The 18,572-nt window shown below is 63.6% G+C and carries 22 protein-coding genes and 1 pseudogene; 5 read left to right on the top strand and 18 right to left on the bottom strand.

The features are described from left to right. Positions 1-227 precede the first annotated feature (227 nt). From AC1RIF_RS19535 to AC1RIF_RS19465, 15 genes are all read right to left on the bottom strand, one after another. On the bottom strand, positions 228-494 hold the full coding sequence (locus AC1RIF_RS19535; RefSeq protein ID WP_492603017.1) for a hypothetical protein: 267 nt from the start codon (positions 492-494) through the stop codon (positions 228-230). Next, on the bottom strand, positions 487-834 hold the full coding sequence (locus AC1RIF_RS19530) for a hypothetical protein (RefSeq protein ID WP_492603016.1): 348 nt from the start codon (positions 832-834) through the stop codon (positions 487-489). The genes AC1RIF_RS19535 and AC1RIF_RS19530 overlap by 8 nt, the downstream gene beginning before the upstream one ends. Further along, on the bottom strand, positions 831-983 hold the full coding sequence (locus AC1RIF_RS19525; RefSeq protein ID WP_492603015.1) for a hypothetical protein: 153 nt from the start codon (positions 981-983) through the stop codon (positions 831-833). The genes AC1RIF_RS19530 and AC1RIF_RS19525 overlap by 4 nt, the downstream gene beginning before the upstream one ends. After that, positions 980-1,828: a hypothetical protein gene (locus AC1RIF_RS19520; protein ID WP_492603014.1), complete on the bottom strand. Its 849-nt coding sequence runs from the start codon at positions 1,826-1,828 to the stop codon at positions 980-982. The genes AC1RIF_RS19525 and AC1RIF_RS19520 overlap by 4 nt, the downstream gene beginning before the upstream one ends. Further along, a complete protein-coding gene (locus AC1RIF_RS19515) occupies positions 1,825-2,145 on the bottom strand; it encodes a hypothetical protein (RefSeq protein ID WP_492603013.1) in 321 nt (106 codons plus the stop codon). Before AC1RIF_RS19515 ends, AC1RIF_RS19520 begins: the two co-directional genes overlap by 4 nt. 364 nt (positions 2,146-2,509) lie before the next feature. Then, complete coding sequence (locus AC1RIF_RS19510) at positions 2,510-2,761, bottom strand: hypothetical protein (protein WP_492603012.1); 252 nt, start codon at positions 2,759-2,761, stop codon at positions 2,510-2,512. A gap of 256 nt (positions 2,762-3,017) precedes the next feature. Beyond that, positions 3,018-3,332, bottom strand: a complete 315-nt coding sequence (locus AC1RIF_RS19505) for a hypothetical protein (protein ID WP_492603011.1) — start codon at positions 3,330-3,332, stop codon at positions 3,018-3,020. Further along, positions 3,329-4,252, bottom strand: a complete 924-nt coding sequence (locus AC1RIF_RS19500; RefSeq protein ID WP_492603010.1) for a hypothetical protein — start codon at positions 4,250-4,252, stop codon at positions 3,329-3,331. The genes AC1RIF_RS19505 and AC1RIF_RS19500 overlap by 4 nt, the downstream gene beginning before the upstream one ends. A gap of 784 nt (positions 4,253-5,036) precedes the next feature. Continuing rightward, positions 5,037-5,261: a hypothetical protein gene (locus tag AC1RIF_RS19495; RefSeq protein WP_492603009.1), complete on the bottom strand. Its 225-nt coding sequence runs from the start codon at positions 5,259-5,261 to the stop codon at positions 5,037-5,039. After that, the gene (locus AC1RIF_RS19490; RefSeq protein ID WP_492603008.1) at positions 5,258-5,482 is read right to left on the bottom strand and encodes a hypothetical protein; all 225 of its coding nucleotides are present in this window, start codon (positions 5,480-5,482) and stop codon (positions 5,258-5,260) included. Before AC1RIF_RS19490 ends, AC1RIF_RS19495 begins: the two co-directional genes overlap by 4 nt. Positions 5,483-5,555: 73 nt before the next feature. Next, on the bottom strand, positions 5,556-6,266 hold the full coding sequence (locus tag AC1RIF_RS19485; protein ID WP_492603007.1) for a 3'-5' exonuclease: 711 nt from the start codon (positions 6,264-6,266) through the stop codon (positions 5,556-5,558). Further along, on the bottom strand, positions 6,267-6,899 hold the full coding sequence (locus AC1RIF_RS19480) for a hypothetical protein (RefSeq protein WP_492603006.1): 633 nt from the start codon (positions 6,897-6,899) through the stop codon (positions 6,267-6,269). A 2-nt stretch (positions 6,900-6,901) separates the two neighbouring features. Beyond that, the gene (locus tag AC1RIF_RS19475; protein WP_492603005.1) at positions 6,902-7,582 is read right to left on the bottom strand and encodes a lambda exonuclease family protein; all 681 of its coding nucleotides are present in this window, start codon (positions 7,580-7,582) and stop codon (positions 6,902-6,904) included. Beyond that, entirely contained in the window at positions 7,579-7,740 is a 162-nt protein-coding gene (locus tag AC1RIF_RS19470) for a hypothetical protein (protein ID WP_492603004.1), read from the bottom strand. The genes AC1RIF_RS19475 and AC1RIF_RS19470 overlap by 4 nt, the downstream gene beginning before the upstream one ends. Positions 7,741-7,819: 79 nt before the next feature. Continuing rightward, positions 7,820-8,092 (bottom strand): helix-turn-helix domain-containing protein, encoded by a 273-nt coding sequence (locus AC1RIF_RS19465; RefSeq protein WP_492603003.1) that lies wholly within the window; start codon positions 8,090-8,092, stop codon positions 7,820-7,822. Between the two features lie 223 nt (positions 8,093-8,315). Between AC1RIF_RS19465 and AC1RIF_RS19460 the strand changes: the two genes are divergently transcribed. Next, on the top strand, positions 8,316-8,723 hold the full coding sequence (locus tag AC1RIF_RS19460) for a helix-turn-helix domain-containing protein (protein ID WP_492603002.1): 408 nt from the start codon (positions 8,316-8,318) through the stop codon (positions 8,721-8,723). A gap of 58 nt (positions 8,724-8,781) precedes the next feature. Here the strand turns inward: AC1RIF_RS19460 and AC1RIF_RS19455 are convergent, their stop codons facing one another. Beyond that, positions 8,782-10,035 carry a tyrosine-type recombinase/integrase gene (locus tag AC1RIF_RS19455; protein WP_492603001.1) on the bottom strand — a complete coding sequence of 418 codons (1,254 nt, stop codon included), beginning with the start codon at positions 10,033-10,035 and terminating at the stop codon, positions 8,782-8,784. Between the two features lie 445 nt (positions 10,036-10,480). Beyond that, positions 10,481-11,434, bottom strand: coding sequence for a hypothetical protein (locus AC1RIF_RS19450; RefSeq protein ID WP_492603000.1), 954 nt, complete (start codon positions 11,432-11,434; stop codon positions 10,481-10,483). 99 nt (positions 11,435-11,533) lie between these two features. Here AC1RIF_RS19450 and AC1RIF_RS19445 point away from each other — a divergent pair, with 99 nt between their 5' ends. Continuing rightward, positions 11,534-11,686 (top strand): hypothetical protein, encoded by a 153-nt coding sequence (locus tag AC1RIF_RS19445; protein ID WP_492602999.1) that lies wholly within the window; start codon positions 11,534-11,536, stop codon positions 11,684-11,686. A gap of 897 nt (positions 11,687-12,583) precedes the next feature. After that, positions 12,584-13,693 carry a transposase gene (locus AC1RIF_RS19440; RefSeq protein ID WP_492602998.1) on the top strand — a complete coding sequence of 370 codons (1,110 nt, stop codon included), beginning with the start codon at positions 12,584-12,586 and terminating at the stop codon, positions 13,691-13,693. A 706-nt stretch (positions 13,694-14,399) separates the two neighbouring features. Here the strand turns inward: AC1RIF_RS19440 and AC1RIF_RS19435 are convergent. Beyond that, positions 14,400-15,179, bottom strand: coding sequence for a DUF4231 domain-containing protein (locus AC1RIF_RS19435; protein WP_492602997.1), 780 nt, complete (start codon positions 15,177-15,179; stop codon positions 14,400-14,402). A 419-nt stretch (positions 15,180-15,598) separates the two neighbouring features. On the opposite strand from AC1RIF_RS19435, the pseudogene AC1RIF_RS19430 reads away from it, so the two are divergent. Together AC1RIF_RS19430 and AC1RIF_RS19425 are read left to right on the top strand one after the other, a co-directional pair. After that, positions 15,599-15,769, top strand: a pseudogene (locus AC1RIF_RS19430) (HNH endonuclease); the annotation flags it as partial. Between the two features lie 831 nt (positions 15,770-16,600). After that, positions 16,601-17,995, top strand: a complete 1,395-nt coding sequence (locus tag AC1RIF_RS19425; RefSeq protein ID WP_492602996.1) for a DUF6301 family protein — start codon at positions 16,601-16,603, stop codon at positions 17,993-17,995. Positions 17,996-18,572: the final 577 nt, after the last annotated feature.

Below are 18,572 nucleotides of genomic sequence, written 5' to 3'. Positions count from 1 at the left end.
CGCGGGGCGGTCCGTGGGTGCCCGATGCTCGAATGCTCACGGCTGCCCACCGCCTACCCCGGCCTTGGCCTGCGCTTTCTGGTGTCGTTCCTTCAGCCATGCCCACGGTCCGCCGCGTTTCCGGCCGACCCACGCGACCATGTCTGTCGTGCCGATCCAAAGGTGCCCGTTGTAGTCGCGGTGGACCTCACCAATCCGAGGCGACCAGGGTGGAGGGGTTCGCTCACTCACGGCTGCCCACCACCCTTCCGCTCGTAGTGCTCGCAGGGCTCCCTGTCGCCTCCCTGGGAGTCCCACTCGTAGCGGGGATGCCGAACGTCCTTCAGCACCTCCGCCCCGGTCTCTGGGTCGCCCCAGATGGTTTCGACACGGGGATCGCCGAACGCGCCACCGAGGTCGCTATGCCCACGGAGCGGGTGGAGGTGAGCGCAGCCAGTGGAGTCGTAGTAGATGGTGTCGCGTTGCTGGCAGGTGATGCGCGTCCACTCACTCACCGCGTCCACCGCCCTCCGCCACACGAGCAGCAGCCAGGTACTCGGCCGCCAGATGCTCGAGCCCAGCTGCGGAGCGTGATCGGCCACCGACCCACACCTCGTACGGCCGGCTCGTCCCGGTGCAGTCGACGCGGACGTCGAACTCGTCGAACCACACCTGCCCGTCATCGTCCGGAATCCCCTCTGGCAGCTCCACGATCTGTTTGCCGGCGTTGGTGAGTGCAGCCACCACATGCGCGGCGTAGGCCCGGTTCCGGTCGCCGGATCCGTTGGTGTGCATGATCTTGTCGCCCAGCGCCTTCGTGACGATCGCGATGGGGTCCTGTTTCGCGGTGCTCACTCTTCCTCCAAGTACGTGATGAAGCTCTCGACGTTGGTCACGGCGTCGTGGATGTGCTCGATTGCGCGTGCCAGTTCGCCCAGATGCGGTAGGGATGCGGCGATCTCGTTCAGTTCCGACGCGATCAGTCGGAGCTCCGCGGTCGTCATGCCTGGTCTCCGTCCACACGCACAAACGGGCCATCAAACTTCGCTGCGTCGAGACGGTTGCAACAGGCATAACCACTCCTGAAGCGGTGGATCGTCTCGCTTCCCTCCTTGGTGAGCGAGTCGGTGGACATACCGGGTGCTTGAACGGGCACGCCTTCCGGCACGTCCTGCCATGTCTCCCAGGGCTTCTCGGGTGTGCCATCCGGCCCACTGTCCGGGACAGACGCAGCAGGCGGAATCGGGTAACACTCGGGGTGGACCCAGTGGGCCTCGCCGTCAGCGTCTCTCCACCGCATTAGCCCTCGCGGATGCTCATCTCCACCGCAGAGCAGGCACGTCGCCTCGCTATCTCCGCTGGCCGGGGCAGGCACCCATGAGTCGTAGAGCCCGAACTTCACGCGGATCCGGTACGCAGCCTCGTCTGGGTGCTCCATGCCGTTGTTGCGGCCAGCGGCCCAGCGCATGAAGGTGCGAACGTCGTCGGCCTCGTCGGCCGTGAGCACCGTCCCGCCTTCGGGGAGTAGACGCCCATCAGCCGCAAGCCGGGCCCGCTCCTGGTGTACCGCCTCCGCGATCAGCCACTCGGCGGTCTCACGGGCGGCTCGTCCAGCCCGAATCCAGTTGTCAGCGAGGAACGGGATCTGATCGTCGTCGTGATACGAAGCGGATAGGAACGCTGCGACCATGCGATCCCGTCCCTCGCGGGCAGACTCACCCTCCCAGGCCTTCACGGCATCTCGGACCTTGAACAGCGCCGAAAGGCTGCCGTCCGGGCCGATGTGCGGGGACTGCTCGAGCACGTCGAGCACGCGGTGTGCCAACTCGGGCGTGATCGTGTCGGTCATCGCTTCCCTCCGATCGCGTCGAGCATGTGGCCGACGGCGACAGCCGCGTCTTCGTCTGTGCCGTACCGGACCGTCGCGACGTGCTCGCGGTTGCCGTTCGGGTGGACGACGAGGACACGCCCGGCGACGTGCTGCCCGTCGCGGCCCCACACGACGCCAGCGGGCAGGTCGGTCGTGGCGATCTCGGGGCACATGGCATCGAGGATCGCGCCGAGGATGTACTCGGCGGCTTCGCGACCGCGAGTGAGGTCGCCGATCGCATCCTCGATCGCGGTCACAGTCACGTCGATCAGCCGCTCACGGTTTGCGTCGCTCATCGTTGGGTCTCCTTGTCGGCCCACGGCGCACCGCAGACGCAGCCGTGCGGTCGGGCGCTGTCGAGTGGGTGTCCAGCTTCACGAACGCACAGGCAGACATGCCCCGCGCCGAACCTCTGGCCACCGTTGTCGTTGCATCGGGCGCTCATCGGGTCTCCTTGTCGGGGTTGGGGATGCCGCGGGCAGACCAACCCCACGGGTCAGGGGTGTCGGTGCGGGCTTCGAGGGCCCAGGCGGGGAAGGTGGCTGTCGGTGTCTCGGGTTGACGCCAGCCTTTGCAGCCGTAGTCGTGACGCTTATCGGTGGTGCCGCAGTCGCAGACGAGCATTGGGTTGGTTCCAATCGGGTTGTGCTGAACTGGCATTCAGCGAGTGGGATCGATCAGATGGAGTCGGTCAGCTGCGAGACGGAGTCGCTGGAACACGTGGGCGAGGACGAGACTCCCGTCCAGATGCCGGCTGTCCACGGTCCAGCGGCGGGCATCCCCAGTCAGGAACACCGTGCTGCCGGGCGGGAAATCCGCCGCCGACTGCCGATTCCGCTGATGGGCTTCGTCCTCCAGCAAGGCCTCACGCGCCGGCAACTCCGCAAGCAGCGCAGGAACGAATGTGGTCATGCCAGAAAACTAGCCCACTGCGCATCATCACGCAAGCATCACGCGCAATGCGTCACGCATCCACCACGCGGCACTGGATGCAGGTTCCGGCCGACACTGCGCACACAACACGCGCAACCAGCGCCGCCGACCGGAACCCAACCACCCCGCATTACCGCCCAGCTTCAACGCACACGCACGAAACCCGCTCCCCCGACCATCCACACCCCAAACCCCTCCGAGGCGCTCACCCAGCCCGCGTTCCCCACAGGTGTGTTCACAGTTCCCGCCAACCAACTACAAGCCGGCGGCGGTGTTCTTCTGATGCGGGCGGGGCGGCAGGCAATGCGAGGACTTCGCGGAGCGGTGCGGGCCAGGGGCGTCGGCTGCGGATGTGTTGGGTGATGTGGCCGGGCATCAGCCAGTCGGTGGAGCGGGCGAAGTGGCTGCGGACGGCTTGGACGGCTTCGGGGTAGGTCCAGTTCGCTTCGAGCGCGGTTTCGTGCCAGGCGGCTTCCCGGTATTCGTCGCTGTTGCTGTTGTCGTAGCTGGCGACGATCTGGAGGAGTTCGATGATCTGGTCGCGGTTCATGCGATGAGTTCCCCTTCGATTGCGACGAGCTGGGGGCGGGCGAGTTCGGTGTGCGCGGTGTCGATTCGGTCGGCTTCGGTGTGGAAGCCGCCGCGGCGCAGGATTTCCGGGTTAGGTGATGTTTTCCGGAGTTCCATCTCGGCGATTTTGCGTTCGCGGGCGGTGGGCTGGCGGCCGTCGACGGCGTAGCTGCCTCGGTTCGGGCTGGTGCGGGTGGAGCGGGCCGTGATGTCCTGCTGCGCCTTCCGCATCCACTTCCGCCAGGTGGCCGTCCAGTCGACCTTCTCGCCGTCCTTGCCGGGTTTGCCAAGCCAGTAGTCGACGAAGTTCGCGGTCTCGGTTTTCAGGTCGACGTCGGGGACATCGGTTCGGAGGCGGTCGACGTCGAGTTTGGTGGGGAGCCAGTCTTCGGGGATGCGGGTGCCGGCGGAGCGCTTGCGCGGAGCTGTCGCGGTGGTGACTGGTTCTGCAGGAGACTCCCCCGAAGTAACTACGTCAGTAGTTACTTCCTCTTTCTCTTCCTCTTTCTCTGGTACGTCAATATCGCTAGCACTTGCTCTAGCACTTGCTAGACGTTTCGCCTTCGTTTCGCCGCCCTTCCGTCCGGCCTCTTGGCGGCGTTCCCGCAGTTCAGCGGTGTCGGCTGCGGACTGCTGGTGCTTGAGGAAGTCGTGACAGATCGCGACGTTTTCGACGACGTTTTCCGTCACAATGCCGACGTTTTCGAGTGCGGTTCGCTGGCGTTTCGTCGCCATTTTGCGCCACTTTTGCAGCGGGATCACTCCGTCGGTGTGGTACTTCTTGCAGTAGCACCAGGCCTCGATGATCAGAAACTTCTCGGCTTTGGAGAGTTCTTCGAACTTGGGGTGGTCGGGCATGTCGACTTCGACGCGGATGTAGTGCCGGGCGTCCTTGGCCATGGCGGGCCTCTTCTCTGGGTTGGTTCCTGGGTTATGCGGCTGCGGCGGTGGCGGTGATTGCGCCTGTGTCGCGTATGCGGGTGCAGATGCGGTCCACGACGTACGGGGTGCAGCGGGTCAGTTCCGCCATCTCTCGCACGGACAGGGACACCCTCATCAAGTTGTGGAAGAGGATGTCCCTGTCGTGTGTGGTCAACGCGTCCGCCGGTTCGCGTCCGGCTCTGGCAAGCCGGTATTGGAGTGGGCGGTCAAGTCTCATAGAGGCTCTATTCGGATGAACCACTTTGTGGCGTCGAGGATGCGACAGCATTCACGGCATTGGAGGGGGCCCGCGAAGTCTCGTGCGGCCTGGGTGTGGCGGTCGCACATGAGTCGGCTGGTGTAGCCGGCATTGTCTGCGTCGGGTTGGGTGCAGTCGTGTCCGGTGACCGAGTGGGTTGCGGTTTCCGGGCATTCGGGGAGTTGGTTGTCGTGGTCGTGGCCGACGCTGCATGAGGGCTGGAAGTCCAGCTGTTCGATGTTGGTTGTGTGAGGTTCGATGCTCATGCAGCGAATCCATACCATTCTGCGCGGGTTGTTGCGCCCGTTTTGACGGCTTCAGGGAGGCGCCCGCAGTGCCAGCCGGACCCGGATTCGCACATGTAGGCGCCGCGGTGTGTGTCATGGAGCTGACGAGCAGCGTGTTTGGCGATCTTCTGCGTCGGGTAGCTCCGCTTCCCGCAGTGCTGGCAAGTGTTCCAGTTGCGCCCGTTCCGGTAGGTCTGCTTCCGAACCTTGTGAGCCTTCATGCTGCCTCCTCGAGAGCATCGAGGTTCGGGGCGCAGTCTTTGACGGGGATGCCGTTGCGCCGGCACATCTGCTCCATGCCGAGGGCGGTGTATCCGACACGTACGCAGGCGGTTTCGTGCGGTACACCACCTTCGCGGAGGTGCCGGTACTCGGCGAGGACGTAGGTGGGGTCTTCGGGCAACCGGATCTCGGCGAGGCTGCGGACCTTGCGGGTACTCATGCGGCTGTCCTTTCGGCGGTGATGAGGTCGATACCGGCGGCAGCTTCGTGTGCTGGTAGGGAGTGGACGAATGCTCGTCGGCGGTCGCGGAGTGTGAGGTCTGTTCGGCCTCCCCAAAATTCGCGGGTCCGGACGATCGTGTAGTCGCTGGGCTGGTCGCCGTCACGCAGCGCGAGACGGACACGGTCACCGGGGATGAGGTCCTGCACTGGGGCACGCATGGGTTGGCTCCTTCTCTAGTGGGTATGGGTGGGTTCGCGGCTGGCACCACGAACCCACCCGACAGACTGGTGGTTAGGCGACGGCAGCTTGTGCCGGCTCGGATGTGGAGGCCTGTCCGCGGAGTGGCCAGTCCCCGTTGACGTCACTCGCGTCCTTGCCGGAGCGGCGCAGGTATGCCGCGAAGTCGGCCTGGCGGTCGGCGTGCCACTTCGCCTGTTCGGCCATGATGTCGAGGCCCGCGAGGTGCGGGTAACGGCGTGCCATCTTCCAGGCCAGCCGTGCCGCGGCGAGAGCGTCGCCGCTTGCGGAGTGCGCGTCATCGAGTCGGACGCCGTACGCCTCGCATGTCGCGCCGAGGGTGCGCTTGCCCTTGCGGTACGGGTCCATCGCTCGGTCGATAACGAACGGGTCGATCACAAGCCCGACCTCGAGCGGTGGATAGCCGAGCCGGGCGCCCTCACGGTCTAGAAGTGTCAGGTCGTACGACGCGTTGAACACGACGACGGTGTTACCCGAATCCCATGCGGCCGCGAGTGCCTGGCGGATCTCGCTGTAGCCTTCGGCGTAGTCCTGGCCGTGCTCGCGGGCGTACTCGGTGGTGATGCCGTGCACCGCTGTCGCGCCTTCAGGGATACCCTGCTGCGGGTCCAGGAGCCAGTTCCGGCCCGAGATGACGTTGCCGTCGATCGTGGAGATGTGTGCGGTGACGATGCGGGCGTTCATCGGGATCGGGCCGGTTGTTTCCAGGTCGAACGCGGCCATCGGCGCGGTGGTCCAGCTCATTTAGACTGCCTCCGTTTCAGTAGGGAGTTCCGGGTCGGGTGTTCCAGCGGGCTCTAGTCCGAGTTCCAGATCGGGCGCCTCAAGGTCGGTGACGCGGGCCGAGATCCGCTCCCTGGCGAGCTTCTTGTCCTCGTCCTGCAGTGGTGTTGTCAGCCGCCACAGCTCCTGTAGCGCTTCCTTGGTCTTCGCGGCCTCGATGGCAGCGAGGAGGCTGTCGGCGTCTGTGACAGGTTCCGTCTGCTGCGCCGCGGGTAGCGGCTCGACGACGTACGGTGCGCGCCTGCCTCGCGTCACCGTGAGTGCCAGCGTGAGGCGCTTGTCGATGTGCGATAGGTGGCTGACGCGGATTCCACCGACCTCCTGGCCGCCGAAACGGACTGACGCGTCGCGGTAGAGCGACATCCTCCGGCCGACATAAGCCGAAGCTTCCGCCCCCCAGGCCGCAACGAGGATCCGCCGCACCGTCTTGCTGGGGCGAAACGGGCGACCCGGAAACTCCACGAGGTGGATGTTCACTGGCTGCTCGGCAGAACCCTTGGTGACACTCTCGATCTGCACGGTGCGCGGACCACTGAGAAGGTCTTCCGCATTGAGCTGGTCAGACTTCGGGGCAATTGATTCTGTGAGATCCATGGCTAGATCACCATTTCCAGTTCGATGGTTCGTTCAGTAGCGGGAAGGCCGGCGACCGACTCTTCGTAGAGTCGGATCATTTCGGCCGCGTTCTCCTCGAAGGATCGGACGGCTGCGGTGATCGCGTCGAACCATCCCTGATCCGGGTAGACACGCTTTACCCACAGCGGCATCCCGCCGCAGTAGGAGATGTAGTCGATCCAGTCGCGGCCTGACACGAGCAGTCCGCATTGAAGTTGCGCCATATTCTCGATCGGAGGATGCCCGGAGAGAATGGTTTCTAGGTGCACCTTCTGCCGGCGCGACTTGATCTCGATCAGTCCGTCGTCGCCGACCAGTCCGTCTGGGGAGTATCCGAGCCTGACCCCGTTGTCGTCGCGGATCATGAGGCCGGTTTCCGTGACTGGGGCGTAGTGCTCGGCGTACTTGGCGCGTGCGATCGGCTCGTCCTCCATGCCGCGGAGCATGTCGTCACTGACGTACGTCGGGTCCGACCAGCCGGTGATCCGTTCGGCGGCGAGAAGTGCAGTCAGGCCCCGCGATTCCGCGTTGTTTGCGGGCTGAAGGGTCTTGGTGGTGACTAGTTTCCCGATGACGGATGCGGTGACGATTCCGCGGCGCTGGTCGAGCCACTCGTCTGTGCCCTGCACGAGGTCTGGAAGGTTGATCAATGCGGCGGTCATGCGTGCCATCCCTGGTTGATGCAGATCATTGGGATCAGGTAGGCGCTGGCGATGATCGCGAACAGTGCTGCGGTGAAGCTGAGTGCGCTCATGTCGTCGCGCTCGTCGTCGATGTCCCGGTCGGTGAGGCCGTAGCCGGATGTAGTCTGGTTGGGCATGTTTGGTTGGTTCCTTTCGTGCACGCCCGACCCTGTTTTCCCGCTGGCACGGGTGGGTCGGGCATCTTAATTTCCGAGGTCATGCGGCGTGGCGGTTCGGTTCCCACGGGCGGGACTTCGCCCACTCAAGGGCATCGTCGATGTGTACGCGGACGAGCTGACCGATGCGGTAGGCCGGGAACTGACCAGCCTTACGAGCCCGCTCGACAGTGAACTTGGAGATTCCGAACGCCTCCGCGAGTTGCGCATCGGAGTACATGAGCTGCATGACTGCGGGCTTCACGGACTCGAGCGGAATGGCGTTGGCATCCTCGTTCGCGGCCTGGTCTGCGACTGCCTTCAGCTTCGCCATCGATCTCCCCTTTTCTGTGTCAGTGATCACATAGATTTCAACAGTGCGTGATGTTGCGCAGTGTATGCGTGATGTCGCGCAGCAGTCAAGCAAGAGACGCGCAGTGAGGTAGCAGCGACGCATCCGAACGCAAGAGGAACGGTGCCCTGAACTGCGCATTGCACATCCGATCAGCGCAATCGCCATGTGGACAGGTGCGCAGTAGGTGCGCAATGATGCCTCAATGCAAAAGAATGCAGCCGAGGAGCAATGGCCCCTAGGTGCGCGGCTCGCAGCCGCTCGGGCAGCCAAGGGCATCAGCATCCGCGAGGCAGCCCGCCGCGCAGGATTCAGCGACGGCACCTGGCGCTATCTTGAGGCCGGATACGAGATGCGGGGCGGCGAGAAGCGACCCGTCGCGATCGCGCCGGCAACACTCACAAAAGCCGCTCTCGCCGTCGACGCCCCAGCGCGTGAGCTATTCCAGCTCATCGGCTTGGACCCCGACTTGGCAGATTCGATCACCGCGGAGGTGAAGACAGCGTCAGCTGGCCTCGACGTCTCCGACCTCGACGAGGAAGACGTGCGTGCTGTCGTGCGGATCGTCGAGGGGCTGCGCGCCCGCAAGGAGTCCGGCAAGGGTAAGAAGTAGCCGAAACACAGAAAGAGCCCCAACCATCCCGGAGGACGGTTGGGGCTCTAATGTTTGGTCAGGCGCCGAGTTGGATGTGATCAGCCAGCTTATCGAGAGCAGCCCTGGCGAGGGTCTGGTCGACATGCGCGTAACCCTGCGTTGCAAGGATCGCGGAGTGGCCGAGGATCTGCGAGATGATGTGGATGTCGACGCCCGCCTCAAGGAGCAGTGTCGCGGTTGTGTGGCGGGCGGCATGAAGCGGGACATCGGGAAGATCTGCCGCCGCGAGCGCGTCATCCCACGCTTCGTAGTCGGCGCGGGGCGCGAGCGGTCGACCAGACTCGCCGATCCACACCAGATCCCAAGGGTTCGGTGCAGCCTTCTGGTGGTGGAGACGTAGTGCTGCCGCGAGCGGCGGGACCATCGGAATCACGCGGATCGATGTCTTCGTCTTCGGTCGGGTCAACGCCTTTGCGCCATCATTGAGCGCGATCATCTCGAACCCCGGCTCGACATTCCATTCGGAGTCTGGGCATGACGCCGGCCGGTTGGCGGGCTTGCGACAAGGGAACAGGCCGGTCGTGGGTGATGGCTTGCCGCAGCCATGCCGTTTCGGGATCCGCTGCAGCTGCCAGGACAGGTCAATGAGGTTGCGGTCGAAGTCGATGCGGTCCCATTGGAGGCCGATCACTTCCCCTTGACGGGCGCCGGTAAATAGTGCTGCGGCCCATCGCGCGACCATCGGGTCGTTCTTTTGGGCGGCAACGAGTAGCAGCCGCCGGGCTTGATCGGCGGTGAGCGATCCGCGGGACTTGCTGAGCACCTTCGGTTTGTCGACTCTCTCGCACACATTCTTTGCGATGACGCCCTCGCGTACTGCGTCAATGAGCGACTTGGAGAGGATGTTGTGGGCGATCTCTGCAGTGCGCGACGATTTGCCGTCAGCGATGACGGCTTTGTGCATTGCCCGGACATGAGCGGGAGTGAGTTTGTCGAGTTTGTGTTTACCGATGTGCGGAGTGATGTTGTTGCGGATGCAGCTGCGGTAGGTCTCCCACACTCGGGGTCGGATCCGGGGTTTCGCAATGTCATCGAGCCAGTGGTCGAGCCACTGCCCGACGGTGAGCTTGACGCCGGTAGAGACGATTTCGCCGTCTTCGATCTTGCGCCTGAGCTTGTTGCGCTTCTCGACGCATTCGGCGTAGTTCTTGCTGGATACGGAGATGCGGCGGGGTTTGCCTTCGGCGTCGTCGCCGAGGTTGAAGGTGGCGACCCAGAGTCCGTTTGATCGTTGGTATGGCTTCGCTTCGGAGAGGTATTCGCGGGGCATGGGCTGGTTCCTTTCGGGCAGCGCCGAGGTACAGCACCAGCTACAGCAGATCGTTGCTACCCCACCGCTATACGGCTGCGTGATAGTTGCGTAGCTGGAACCAAGATCGTGGCGCTTGTGCTGGCAGTTCTCAAGGTACCAGGTGCGTGATGCTGCGCAATCTCAGCTTCCCAAGCTGAATACGCGGGTTCGATTCCCGTCATCGGCTCCATAGGGTGCTCACCCATTCATGCCCGTTGTGTTCACCAATTGGAGGGCCAGCGCGGTCTCCGCCGCCCCAGATGGTGGTTTCAGGCCAAGGTCTCGCTAGGTGCATAGTTTCGACCGCTGACGGTCGGATAGTTGTCGCGGTATCTGAGTGGACGGCGGCTGTCTTCTGCCGTGTTCCTTGGGGCGGACGAGGCGGATCGGCGAGATCCGGAGATTTCGCGGACGGGGCATGCAGCTATCTGCCGGGCATCACATCGACAGTCGCGCTCGGGTCGACGGGCCGCAGACTCACCGTGCAGCGAGGTGTGCGGGCGGTGTGGGATGGTTCGGGTTCGCCGAGGTAGTGCCCCCACGGATCCAAACAGCGGCGTTTGCTGTGCCAGTCGTGCAGGATGAGCAGGTTCAGTGCCGCGAGAGTGAATCCGGCGAGGAGCGTGTATCGGCGGAGACCGAAGCCTCGAAAGTACCCCCGGTGCACGGCCATCCGGTTGGTCTTCAGTTCAGCAAACAGGCTCTCGACTCCGACCCGACGAAAGTACGACGATTCCCATGCAAGGCTGCCATGTTGGAACGGCATGCGGCGATCGGGGAAGTCCTCGTCGGTCAGGGTGACGGTGATGCCGCAGCCGCACGGCTTGCCACGGACGCAGGAGGTGGTCGGACTCTTGTGGGAAGCGCGCATCGAGATGGCGTTGTTGACGCATCGGACACGCACGGGAGGAACCGCCGGGCCCCGGTAACGGCGCGTGCCGTCGAGTTGTCGAGCTTCGTGGGGCACGAACGCATAGGCCTGGCGCGCGTTGTGGCGCCGGTCAGCCCGAGCGCGTTCGGCTGGGTCCATGTCATGGGAGATCGGAGGGATCTCGATCAGGCCGTCCGGCAGGCTCGTCGGGTAGAGAGTTCCGTCGACCCACATCGTCCGGGTGTCCTCCTGGCCCGGGTGAAGACCGGTCTGGCTCACGTGCAGGTCGTAGATCGTCGTGTATCCCAGCTGCCACACCGGGAGGGCGAACCGCTTGTTGCGCACGTAGTTGTAGGCACGGTCAGCGATCAGCTGACGCGGTTTCGGGATCTTGCCGAGCGCGCGGACCGCCTGAAAGCCTGTGCGGCGGTCAGTGCGGTCACCACCCGCCCGGCTGCACCGCCTGTAGTGAACCGGTCGACGTCGGAGAGTGGCCAGCGCGACCACAGCAGAACCTTTCGGCGATCTGGCTTGCGCGGGTACCCCCAGTCGTCGCCGGCGTCGACAACGTGCCCGCCATCCGGCAAGAGTTCCCGGCGTCCTTCGGTGACCACGAGGACGTCCGCGGCGGTGGCGGCCAACCGTTGGCGGACCATCGACCCCCTCGGGCCGTCGGCAGGCGCCCATGCTGTGTTCCAGGTCGCGACGGTGATCTCGGTACTGTTCACCTCCAACACCCTACGGGCGCAATCCGACTGACCGGTGTACCGCCGATAGCCGACGAGATGACACCGCTTCTGTTTCCCTGGACCCGAACCAGGGCCGAACCGGTGCCAGGTAGCGTCCGGGCGGGGCCCCATTGCCTCCGCGTTCCGACGGCCGATCATTGAACAGCTTGCCGAGGGGAACCCCGCTCGGATGAGCCGACAGTAGGCGCCGCCAGCGGCGCACCGCACCCGGATCTCGGGGCACATCCACGCGACCGCTTTGGAAGTCGACTCCATCAACCTGTATCCCGTCGGCCCTGCCGTCTGCACGGACACCACGCACTTCGAGGGCGTCCCTGCGAATCAGAGAGGCTACGAGATCTGGGTGAACAACTACTTCGCGCAGCAGTCCTTCGCCTCCGATGAACTCCAGAACGGTGCTACCTACCGTCTCCACAGCTCCGCACCCACCGACAGCGATGCCAGGACAGATCGAGTGGTGGCGGGTTCGATCCCGACCACGCGGAGTAGGTGCAACGAACAGTTGCGGCAAGGCTGGAACCCATCCGGATTTCCGTGATCCGGCCGTTCTTCAGGTGTGATTGCCGACCGGTCGGCCGATCCAATCCGCATGCAGCCCGGTGCGAACCACCATTGGTGATCACCTCTCTCTCTTCTCTCTACGAACGACTCTCAGAACCTCAGATATCTCCTTCGCCTCATCTTGACGACATCGGGGGCCTCCAGTCCGGCGGATCTGTCGCCTCGAGCGGATCTCCGTCATTCGGCCGAGGTCACACCCTGGGATCGGGGTCCTGCGGACGGCGTCGGCGGCCAGGCCCGATCCCGCAGGGAGCTCGCGCACATCGCGGTATTCTCCGCGATCCTGAATCGAGAACACTGGCTCTATGGGGCTACGTCCCTGCGAGACCTGCGATACGTTCTCGTCGTGTCTCAACTCGGAACGGTCGTCGCAGACCACCACCAATTCGTGCTGGGCTCACCCACCGGGGAGACGTACCTGCCGGAGGAAACCGGCAGCGTCATCGAAGTCGGTCCCAACTTCGCCACCATCATGACCGGCATCGCCTACGGACCGGTCATACTGACCGTCGATGTCCTCGACGACGAACCAACCGCGGTCGGCGACACCGGAGCATGGGGCGTCATCGAGGAAGCCACAGTCAACCTCACCAAACCGGCATACGTGCTCACCTTGGACGGCGAAAGAGTTCCGGATTTTCAGAAGTTGCCGATCAAACGAGGCCTGCACCGATTCCGGGTGTTCGGCCGCGGACGCGACACCAACGCCGGACAGACCGTCACCGAACCGACGGAGCATTACCTGGTCCAGATCTGGAAGACGACGCGACCGCAAGAGATGCTGCGGCTGTACAAGACCGACGCAGCATGGGACCAGAGCATCGTCACGCACCCCAAACGCAACTGGTGGGATCCAGATCCGGCCGGCGACGCCACCCTGTATCTGAAATACGGATATGACCAGATGGCTCAGTGGGCGAAAGACGAGGCGATCCGCTGGGGCGGACGGCCTCCATCGGAGAAACTCCGCTCCAACTTCCACGCGATGGGCATTGCAGGTCTCGACCGTCCATTGGCCGATGCAATCACCCGAGCTCGGCCCCCGAAACTGCGTCGCATCGCGGCTTGGGCTGCCCGCCGCGCATATACGACTGCAGGTATCGCAGAGATCGAGTGGATCCGGCCCGCTCTGACAGCCCTGGACAAGGGTGGACCACTACCGCACCCTTTCGGCGAGCACGAGTCGATGGCGCTATACAAGGCGTTCGAAGACGACCCGGCTATCGATGCGACCGTCACCGGCGACGACGTCAAGGACGCCTATGTACCCGCCGCCGTACGAGCCATGTACGCCATCTCCACAGCGGTCAACCAAGATCCGTTGAACGCCGCCTTCCAGTGCCTGGACATCGCTGCGAAGACCGACGACTCCGACTACGCATCTCTCATCAGGGATCTGCGGCGCGAGCTCTTCCCAAAATTGATGCCTATAGACCAGTACGAGCGATGGATCTGACCGGGGTCGCAGCTCACCAACGGCCGGACAGCGAAGCTCTCGCGCATCGAATGGCGGACGGCGAATTCACTCTGATCCGTGTGATCGGCGAGTGTCACTCGGTGTGACTACCCGCAAGTCAGTTCCACCAGTCTGCCTGCGACCCGGAGCAGTACGGCATAGGTAAGCACCTCTCTCTTTCTAGGGTGTTCACCCATTCATGCCCGTTGTGTTCACCAATTGGAGTACCACCGCGGCTCTGCCGCCCCGGTTGGTGGTTGCAGGCTTGTGTCGCGTCACCTTCTCAGGCTCGGCCGTTCACAGCCGGACAATTGCTGCGGTATCTGAGTGGACGGCGGCTGTCTGCCGCCATGTTCTGGAGGGTGGATGAGGCGGATCGGCGAGATCCGGAGATCTCGCGAACGGGGCATGCGGCTATCTGCCCGGCATCACATCGATAGTCGCAGTAGGGGCGACGCGTCGCACACGCGCTGACCGGCGAGGTGTGCGGGCGGTGTGAGCTGGTTCGGGTTCACCGAGGTACCGCCCCCACGGATCCAAACAGCGGCGTTTGCTGTGCCAGTCGTGCAGGAGGAGCAGATTCAGTGCCGCAAGCATGAACCCGGCGAGAAGGGGGCTGCCCCGGCTTTGGTTGACCTCAACCAGGCCCCACTCGCGCCCGGAACCACTACACACCGCGAGTCAATCGAACCCAGCGCAGTCCCCTCTACTCGGTCCCTTCATCTGAAGGTTGGTCGAGATTCTGCTCTCGTTGCTTCTGCTCATTGCGGAGACGATGCACCTCAGTGACAAATTCCGACAGGGCCTCCTCGGGAGCGCGGTTTCTGAACCTTCCAATCCCGAGTTCGAATGCTGTCAACTCCTGTTCAACCGCGTCCGCCGTGACCTGGAGATAGTAGCTCCGCTCCCGGAACTTGAAGTAGCCTGTAAATCCAGCTGAGATCCCCACTGAGAAGCTGAGTGCAACTGCAGCCCAGCGTGTGTCAATCGCTCCAAAAGAGAGGCTGGCGACTGCTGTCGTTGCCAACGAGCCGACGATGATGATCGACTGAAACGCGTTGTGGATCCTGCGATAGCGCGCACTAGCTGAACGCAGGATTCCGATCTCGCGCTCAGCGTCGTCCTTGTACGCTGTCTGCATCTGATGCAGTGTGAGCTGAAGTGTGCTTGCCAGCAAGCGCTTCCGCTCGCGTAGAACCGACAAATTCAGTTCAATCTGCCAGATGGGCATCATCTCTGAGCCCAAATACGCCACGATCGCGACGACCAGTGCAAACACGAAGGGCACCAGCACGACGTTTACCGGCAGGAGGTCGATGCGACCATAAGCGAGCCAATTGGCAACGTAGCCTAATCCGAAAGCCGCCGGCAGCAGGACATAAGCCAGCCGAACCCATCTTCGCATCAGCTTGGCGCGCTCTAGCTCAACCTCCGTCTGAAAGATCTCAGAGTTGATCGACAAGAGCTGCTGTGCGTTCGCCTCCACGAACCGTCCCTTCATTTCTCAGATATCTCAGCGGCCAGCCCAACTGTTGTTACGTCACGTCGTGGCGGCCAAAGAGGGCAGTCTAGAGGGACAACCCGACGAATACGGGGCCAGGTCGTACGGTCCGAATAGGGCTGGGACGCCACCGACTCCCACTCGAGCACTCGGCCAGGGCCGTCCGTCGACGCCCTCAGAACACCGATTTGCCGCCGAACAGGACTGCCGCAGTGCGATCGAGCGTGCCTTCACCAGGCTCAAACAACGGCGCGGCCTCGCAACCAGCTACGACAAACACGCGGCCGTCTATCACGCGGCCGTCCTTCTACAGATCGGCATCGCTGGAACCACGCAAATAGGCGACATGCCCCTAGGCGTACGGGGACTACCCAGGAAGCGGCTATCGGTCCGAGTACTGCGGCGGCGGAGGCGACCGCACCGTCAACCACGTGTTCCCGCGTAGCGGCGGCGACACCTTCGGCAACCTCGTCGACGCCTGCGCGGACTGCAATGGCCGCAAGGCTGACCGCACCGCTGAGGAAGCCGGCGTGTCACTGCTGTGGCAGCCGCGGGCACTCCTAGACGATGTCTAGCGGCAGCGCGCGATCTTGCGCGATCTGACCCCACCCTGTGAATCGCACGTCCGCGTGATCGGAAGGCCATTCGACGTGATTGCCGGCCAGGGAGCACCGCCAGCGCGTATGGGATCGGGGCGATACGCTCGATCTGGCTGGCGCGCGCTCGAGCCCGTCGACCACCATCGGTGACGTCCTGGACGATGCCGGTGTACGGACCGGAGCTGACGCTAACCGGGTCTTGGGACGGAATGCATCCGAGTTGGCCTCGGCAATCTCCCGGGCCGCACGCGGACTGTGCGCTCCCAAGAATCCACCCAATCCGCGTGATCGGAGGGAGTCGCTCGGCGTGATTACCGGCCAGTCAACACGGCCAGCCTGGATGCGGATCGGAGCAATACGGCATAGGTGAACACCCCGAACGAACACCAGGGGACGTCCATTTCTCTCTCGCCATCCATCTCACGACTCTCACCTCTCGCGCCGCCAGCCCGCGCATCTCTCTCCTCCGCAAACGCACCAAGTACGCGGTGACCCACCCCGAAGCTGGCAGCGACACGCAGCAAGATCAGCTGGGCGGTGCCTCACCGATTCCCACCACTCCACGGGGCTCTTCCGATGCGGACGACCGGGCGCCGCAGAGTCGGCCAGGTAGGAGCGCTCACCCAGCGCCATTGACGCTCACTCGCGCTATCGCCAGCATCTTGAGAGCGAGGCCGAGTTGCGAGATCCCGCACACCATCGCATAGAGGTGCGCGGGATTACGGTTGCTGGTCGAGCAATTCGCCGAGCGCGGGGTCCTTCTATGCATGGTCAGGGTATCGGTCGCTGATGGTAACGTCGCGCCGCGTGAGCGAATCGCCCGTGTTTGATGTTGCTGAAGCGATGCGAGTAGCGCGGGGGGTGGAGCGATTCGAATGGTCGTGGTCGGCCAGCGATATCGAGCAGTTGCAGAGCCTGCTCGCCCCGATCGAGTTGCGTGGTTCGAAGGTGCACTCGGCGACGACCACCGAACTCGATGTCGTGATAATTGATATCGCGGCTATCAGCAACAACTCGGTCGACGATGCGGAGCGCGACGCGTTGCAGACGGGGTTCGCTGCCCTTCGTATGGATCTGATCGAGGCGTGGAGCGAGCCTGACTCGGATATCGTCGGGGAAACCGGAAGTCTCGTCTGGGTGTTACCGCAGGTGGTTGTCGAACTGCACTGTCTGACGGATAGCGCGTACTACCGCCTGCTCAGCCCTGAAGCGCACAGATCGGTTGAAACATGGCGGGAACAGGATGAGCAGCGCACTGATTTCGCGCCGTTCCTCGCCGTGCTACCGCACATCGCGAACGCGCACTTGGGGTCGTGGTCCCGCTCCGATCTGGATCCGTTGTTCGAGGCAGTCGGGTGGCCGATCGACATCAGGGAAGGACGCCTGTTCCGAGAGGATCTGGTCGCCGAACCGAACGGGGACGCAGTGCGGGCCTCGTTGCATGCCAGTCGGACTGAGGACTACATGGATCCCGACCGGTGGGGTTTCGGAGAGTACTGGCGACTGACTCTGCGCCAGTCGCTGTCGTGGCGAGTCAGGCCGGAGGCCTACGCTGCCGCACTCCGGTCGTGCGTCGAGTTGCTCGGTCCACCGCCTGTCGTCGGAGGTCCTCACGCGCAGGCGATCTGGCGCGGAGCGAACGTCACCTACACCCTGTCGAACTCCGGTAGTGGGCTGTCCTTCGCCGCAACGCCGACGGAGGCCGTCGAAGGGTTGGAGTACTGGGAGTGGAAGTGGGGTGACGACTGGAACCCGCCGGAGAGTTGGCGGGTGACGACTGGTGCCGACGGAGTTCGCTTCGGGACCCGGGATTGGTGGGTCCCGGAACGGCGAGCGGAGACGTTGTCGATGCTCGACGACTACATCGCTGAATTGTTCCCGTCGCTCGCGCATGACCTGGCGCTGCTCGCTCCGTATGCGACCGCGGTTTTGTGGGGATTTCGGGTGACCGAGGAGCCCGGAACCTTCATTCGAGGTTGGTTCTCCGACGAAGGTGCGGGTCTGGAAATTCATCTTCCGGGAGCTGAGCCGTTCGAGCGATCGTATCCACCCGCACTCCAATCGGGCCGCCGGATCGCCGCGGAGACCACAGCGGCATTGCGGAAGTTCGGCGTAGAGTCCCCCACCGACCTGGAAATGATGGCGCTGGCCCCACAGGGCACCCAGAAGCTGGACACGATCCGGCTGGGATTTACAGAATGAACCGAGCGCAGGTCCATCATCTGTCCGATCCCCATGTCGGCACGCCGCGGTGCCTCGGTTTCCTGGGCGCAGGCGGTGATCTGTGCTGGCAGGTCCGCTGCGTACCTCGCCGCCCTCCACGCGGCACAGCGTCGGGACGACCTCGACCAGCGGCCGGCGCAGGCGTCCCGGTAACCAGTCCTACATTCAGTCCGGGAAAGGTGGCCTATACCGGACTCGAGCGCACCCGGACTCACAAAGTCTGGAGCTCTTCCAGACTTTCGTGATCTGGAGACCTCCTCAAGCGTGATTACCGACCGGTAGACCATTCCAATCCGCTTGCAGCCCACCACGCTCCGCCATTGGTGAACATCCCTCCATCTCTCGCTTCTTCTCTTAGGTGTTCACCCATGGACGTCCGTCGGGTTCCCTTATTGGGGCCGTGAAACGGGCCGATCGGCCGGAAAATCACGTGGCATCGTGATTACAGGCTCGAACCACCGCTCAGATGGCCTCGACGATCTACTCGGGCAGGCCGGATTGTGCGTCGCTTTCGCATCGGCCAACCGAATGCAGGCACCATCGTGTAATGGGCAGT

Source organism: Prescottella sp. GW823-FHT02E09 (assembly GCF_058797375.1).
Note: the sequence above shows the minus strand (reverse complement) of the source record. Positions and strands in the feature narration are given on the sequence as shown.

Bases quoted from the DNA above. Each gene is read 5' to 3' on its own strand.
- AC1RIF_RS19515 (WP_492603013.1), bottom strand. From the start codon at position 2,145: ATGAGCGACGCAAACCGTGAGCGGCTGATCGACGTGACTGTGACCGCG.
- AC1RIF_RS19470 (WP_492603004.1), bottom strand. From the start codon at position 7,740: ATGCCCAACCAGACTACATCCGGCTACGGCCTCACCGACCGGGACATC.
- AC1RIF_RS19455 (WP_492603001.1), bottom strand. From the start codon at position 10,035: ATGCCCCGCGAATACCTCTCCGAAGCGAAGCCATACCAACGATCAAAC.
- AC1RIF_RS19460 (WP_492603002.1), top strand. From the start codon at position 8,316: ATGCAAAAGAATGCAGCCGAGGAGCAATGGCCCCTAGGTGCGCGGCTC.
- AC1RIF_RS19495 (WP_492603009.1), bottom strand. From the start codon at position 5,261: ATGAGTACCCGCAAGGTCCGCAGCCTCGCCGAGATCCGGTTGCCCGAA.
- AC1RIF_RS19500 (WP_492603010.1), bottom strand. From the start codon at position 4,252: ATGGCCAAGGACGCCCGGCACTACATCCGCGTCGAAGTCGACATGCCC.
- AC1RIF_RS19520 (WP_492603014.1), bottom strand. From the start codon at position 1,828: ATGACCGACACGATCACGCCCGAGTTGGCACACCGCGTGCTCGACGTG.
- AC1RIF_RS19465 (WP_492603003.1), bottom strand. From the start codon at position 8,092: ATGGCGAAGCTGAAGGCAGTCGCAGACCAGGCCGCGAACGAGGATGCC.
- AC1RIF_RS19485 (WP_492603007.1), bottom strand. From the start codon at position 6,266: ATGAGCTGGACCACCGCGCCGATGGCCGCGTTCGACCTGGAAACAACC.
- AC1RIF_RS19490 (WP_492603008.1), bottom strand. From the start codon at position 5,482: ATGCGTGCCCCAGTGCAGGACCTCATCCCCGGTGACCGTGTCCGTCTC.
- AC1RIF_RS19505 (WP_492603011.1), bottom strand. From the start codon at position 3,332: ATGAACCGCGACCAGATCATCGAACTCCTCCAGATCGTCGCCAGCTAC.
- AC1RIF_RS19480 (WP_492603006.1), bottom strand. From the start codon at position 6,899: ATGGATCTCACAGAATCAATTGCCCCGAAGTCTGACCAGCTCAATGCG.
- AC1RIF_RS19525 (WP_492603015.1), bottom strand. From the start codon at position 983: ATGACGACCGCGGAGCTCCGACTGATCGCGTCGGAACTGAACGAGATC.
- AC1RIF_RS19510 (WP_492603012.1), bottom strand. From the start codon at position 2,761: ATGACCACATTCGTTCCTGCGCTGCTTGCGGAGTTGCCGGCGCGTGAG.
- AC1RIF_RS19475 (WP_492603005.1), bottom strand. From the start codon at position 7,582: ATGACCGCCGCATTGATCAACCTTCCAGACCTCGTGCAGGGCACAGAC.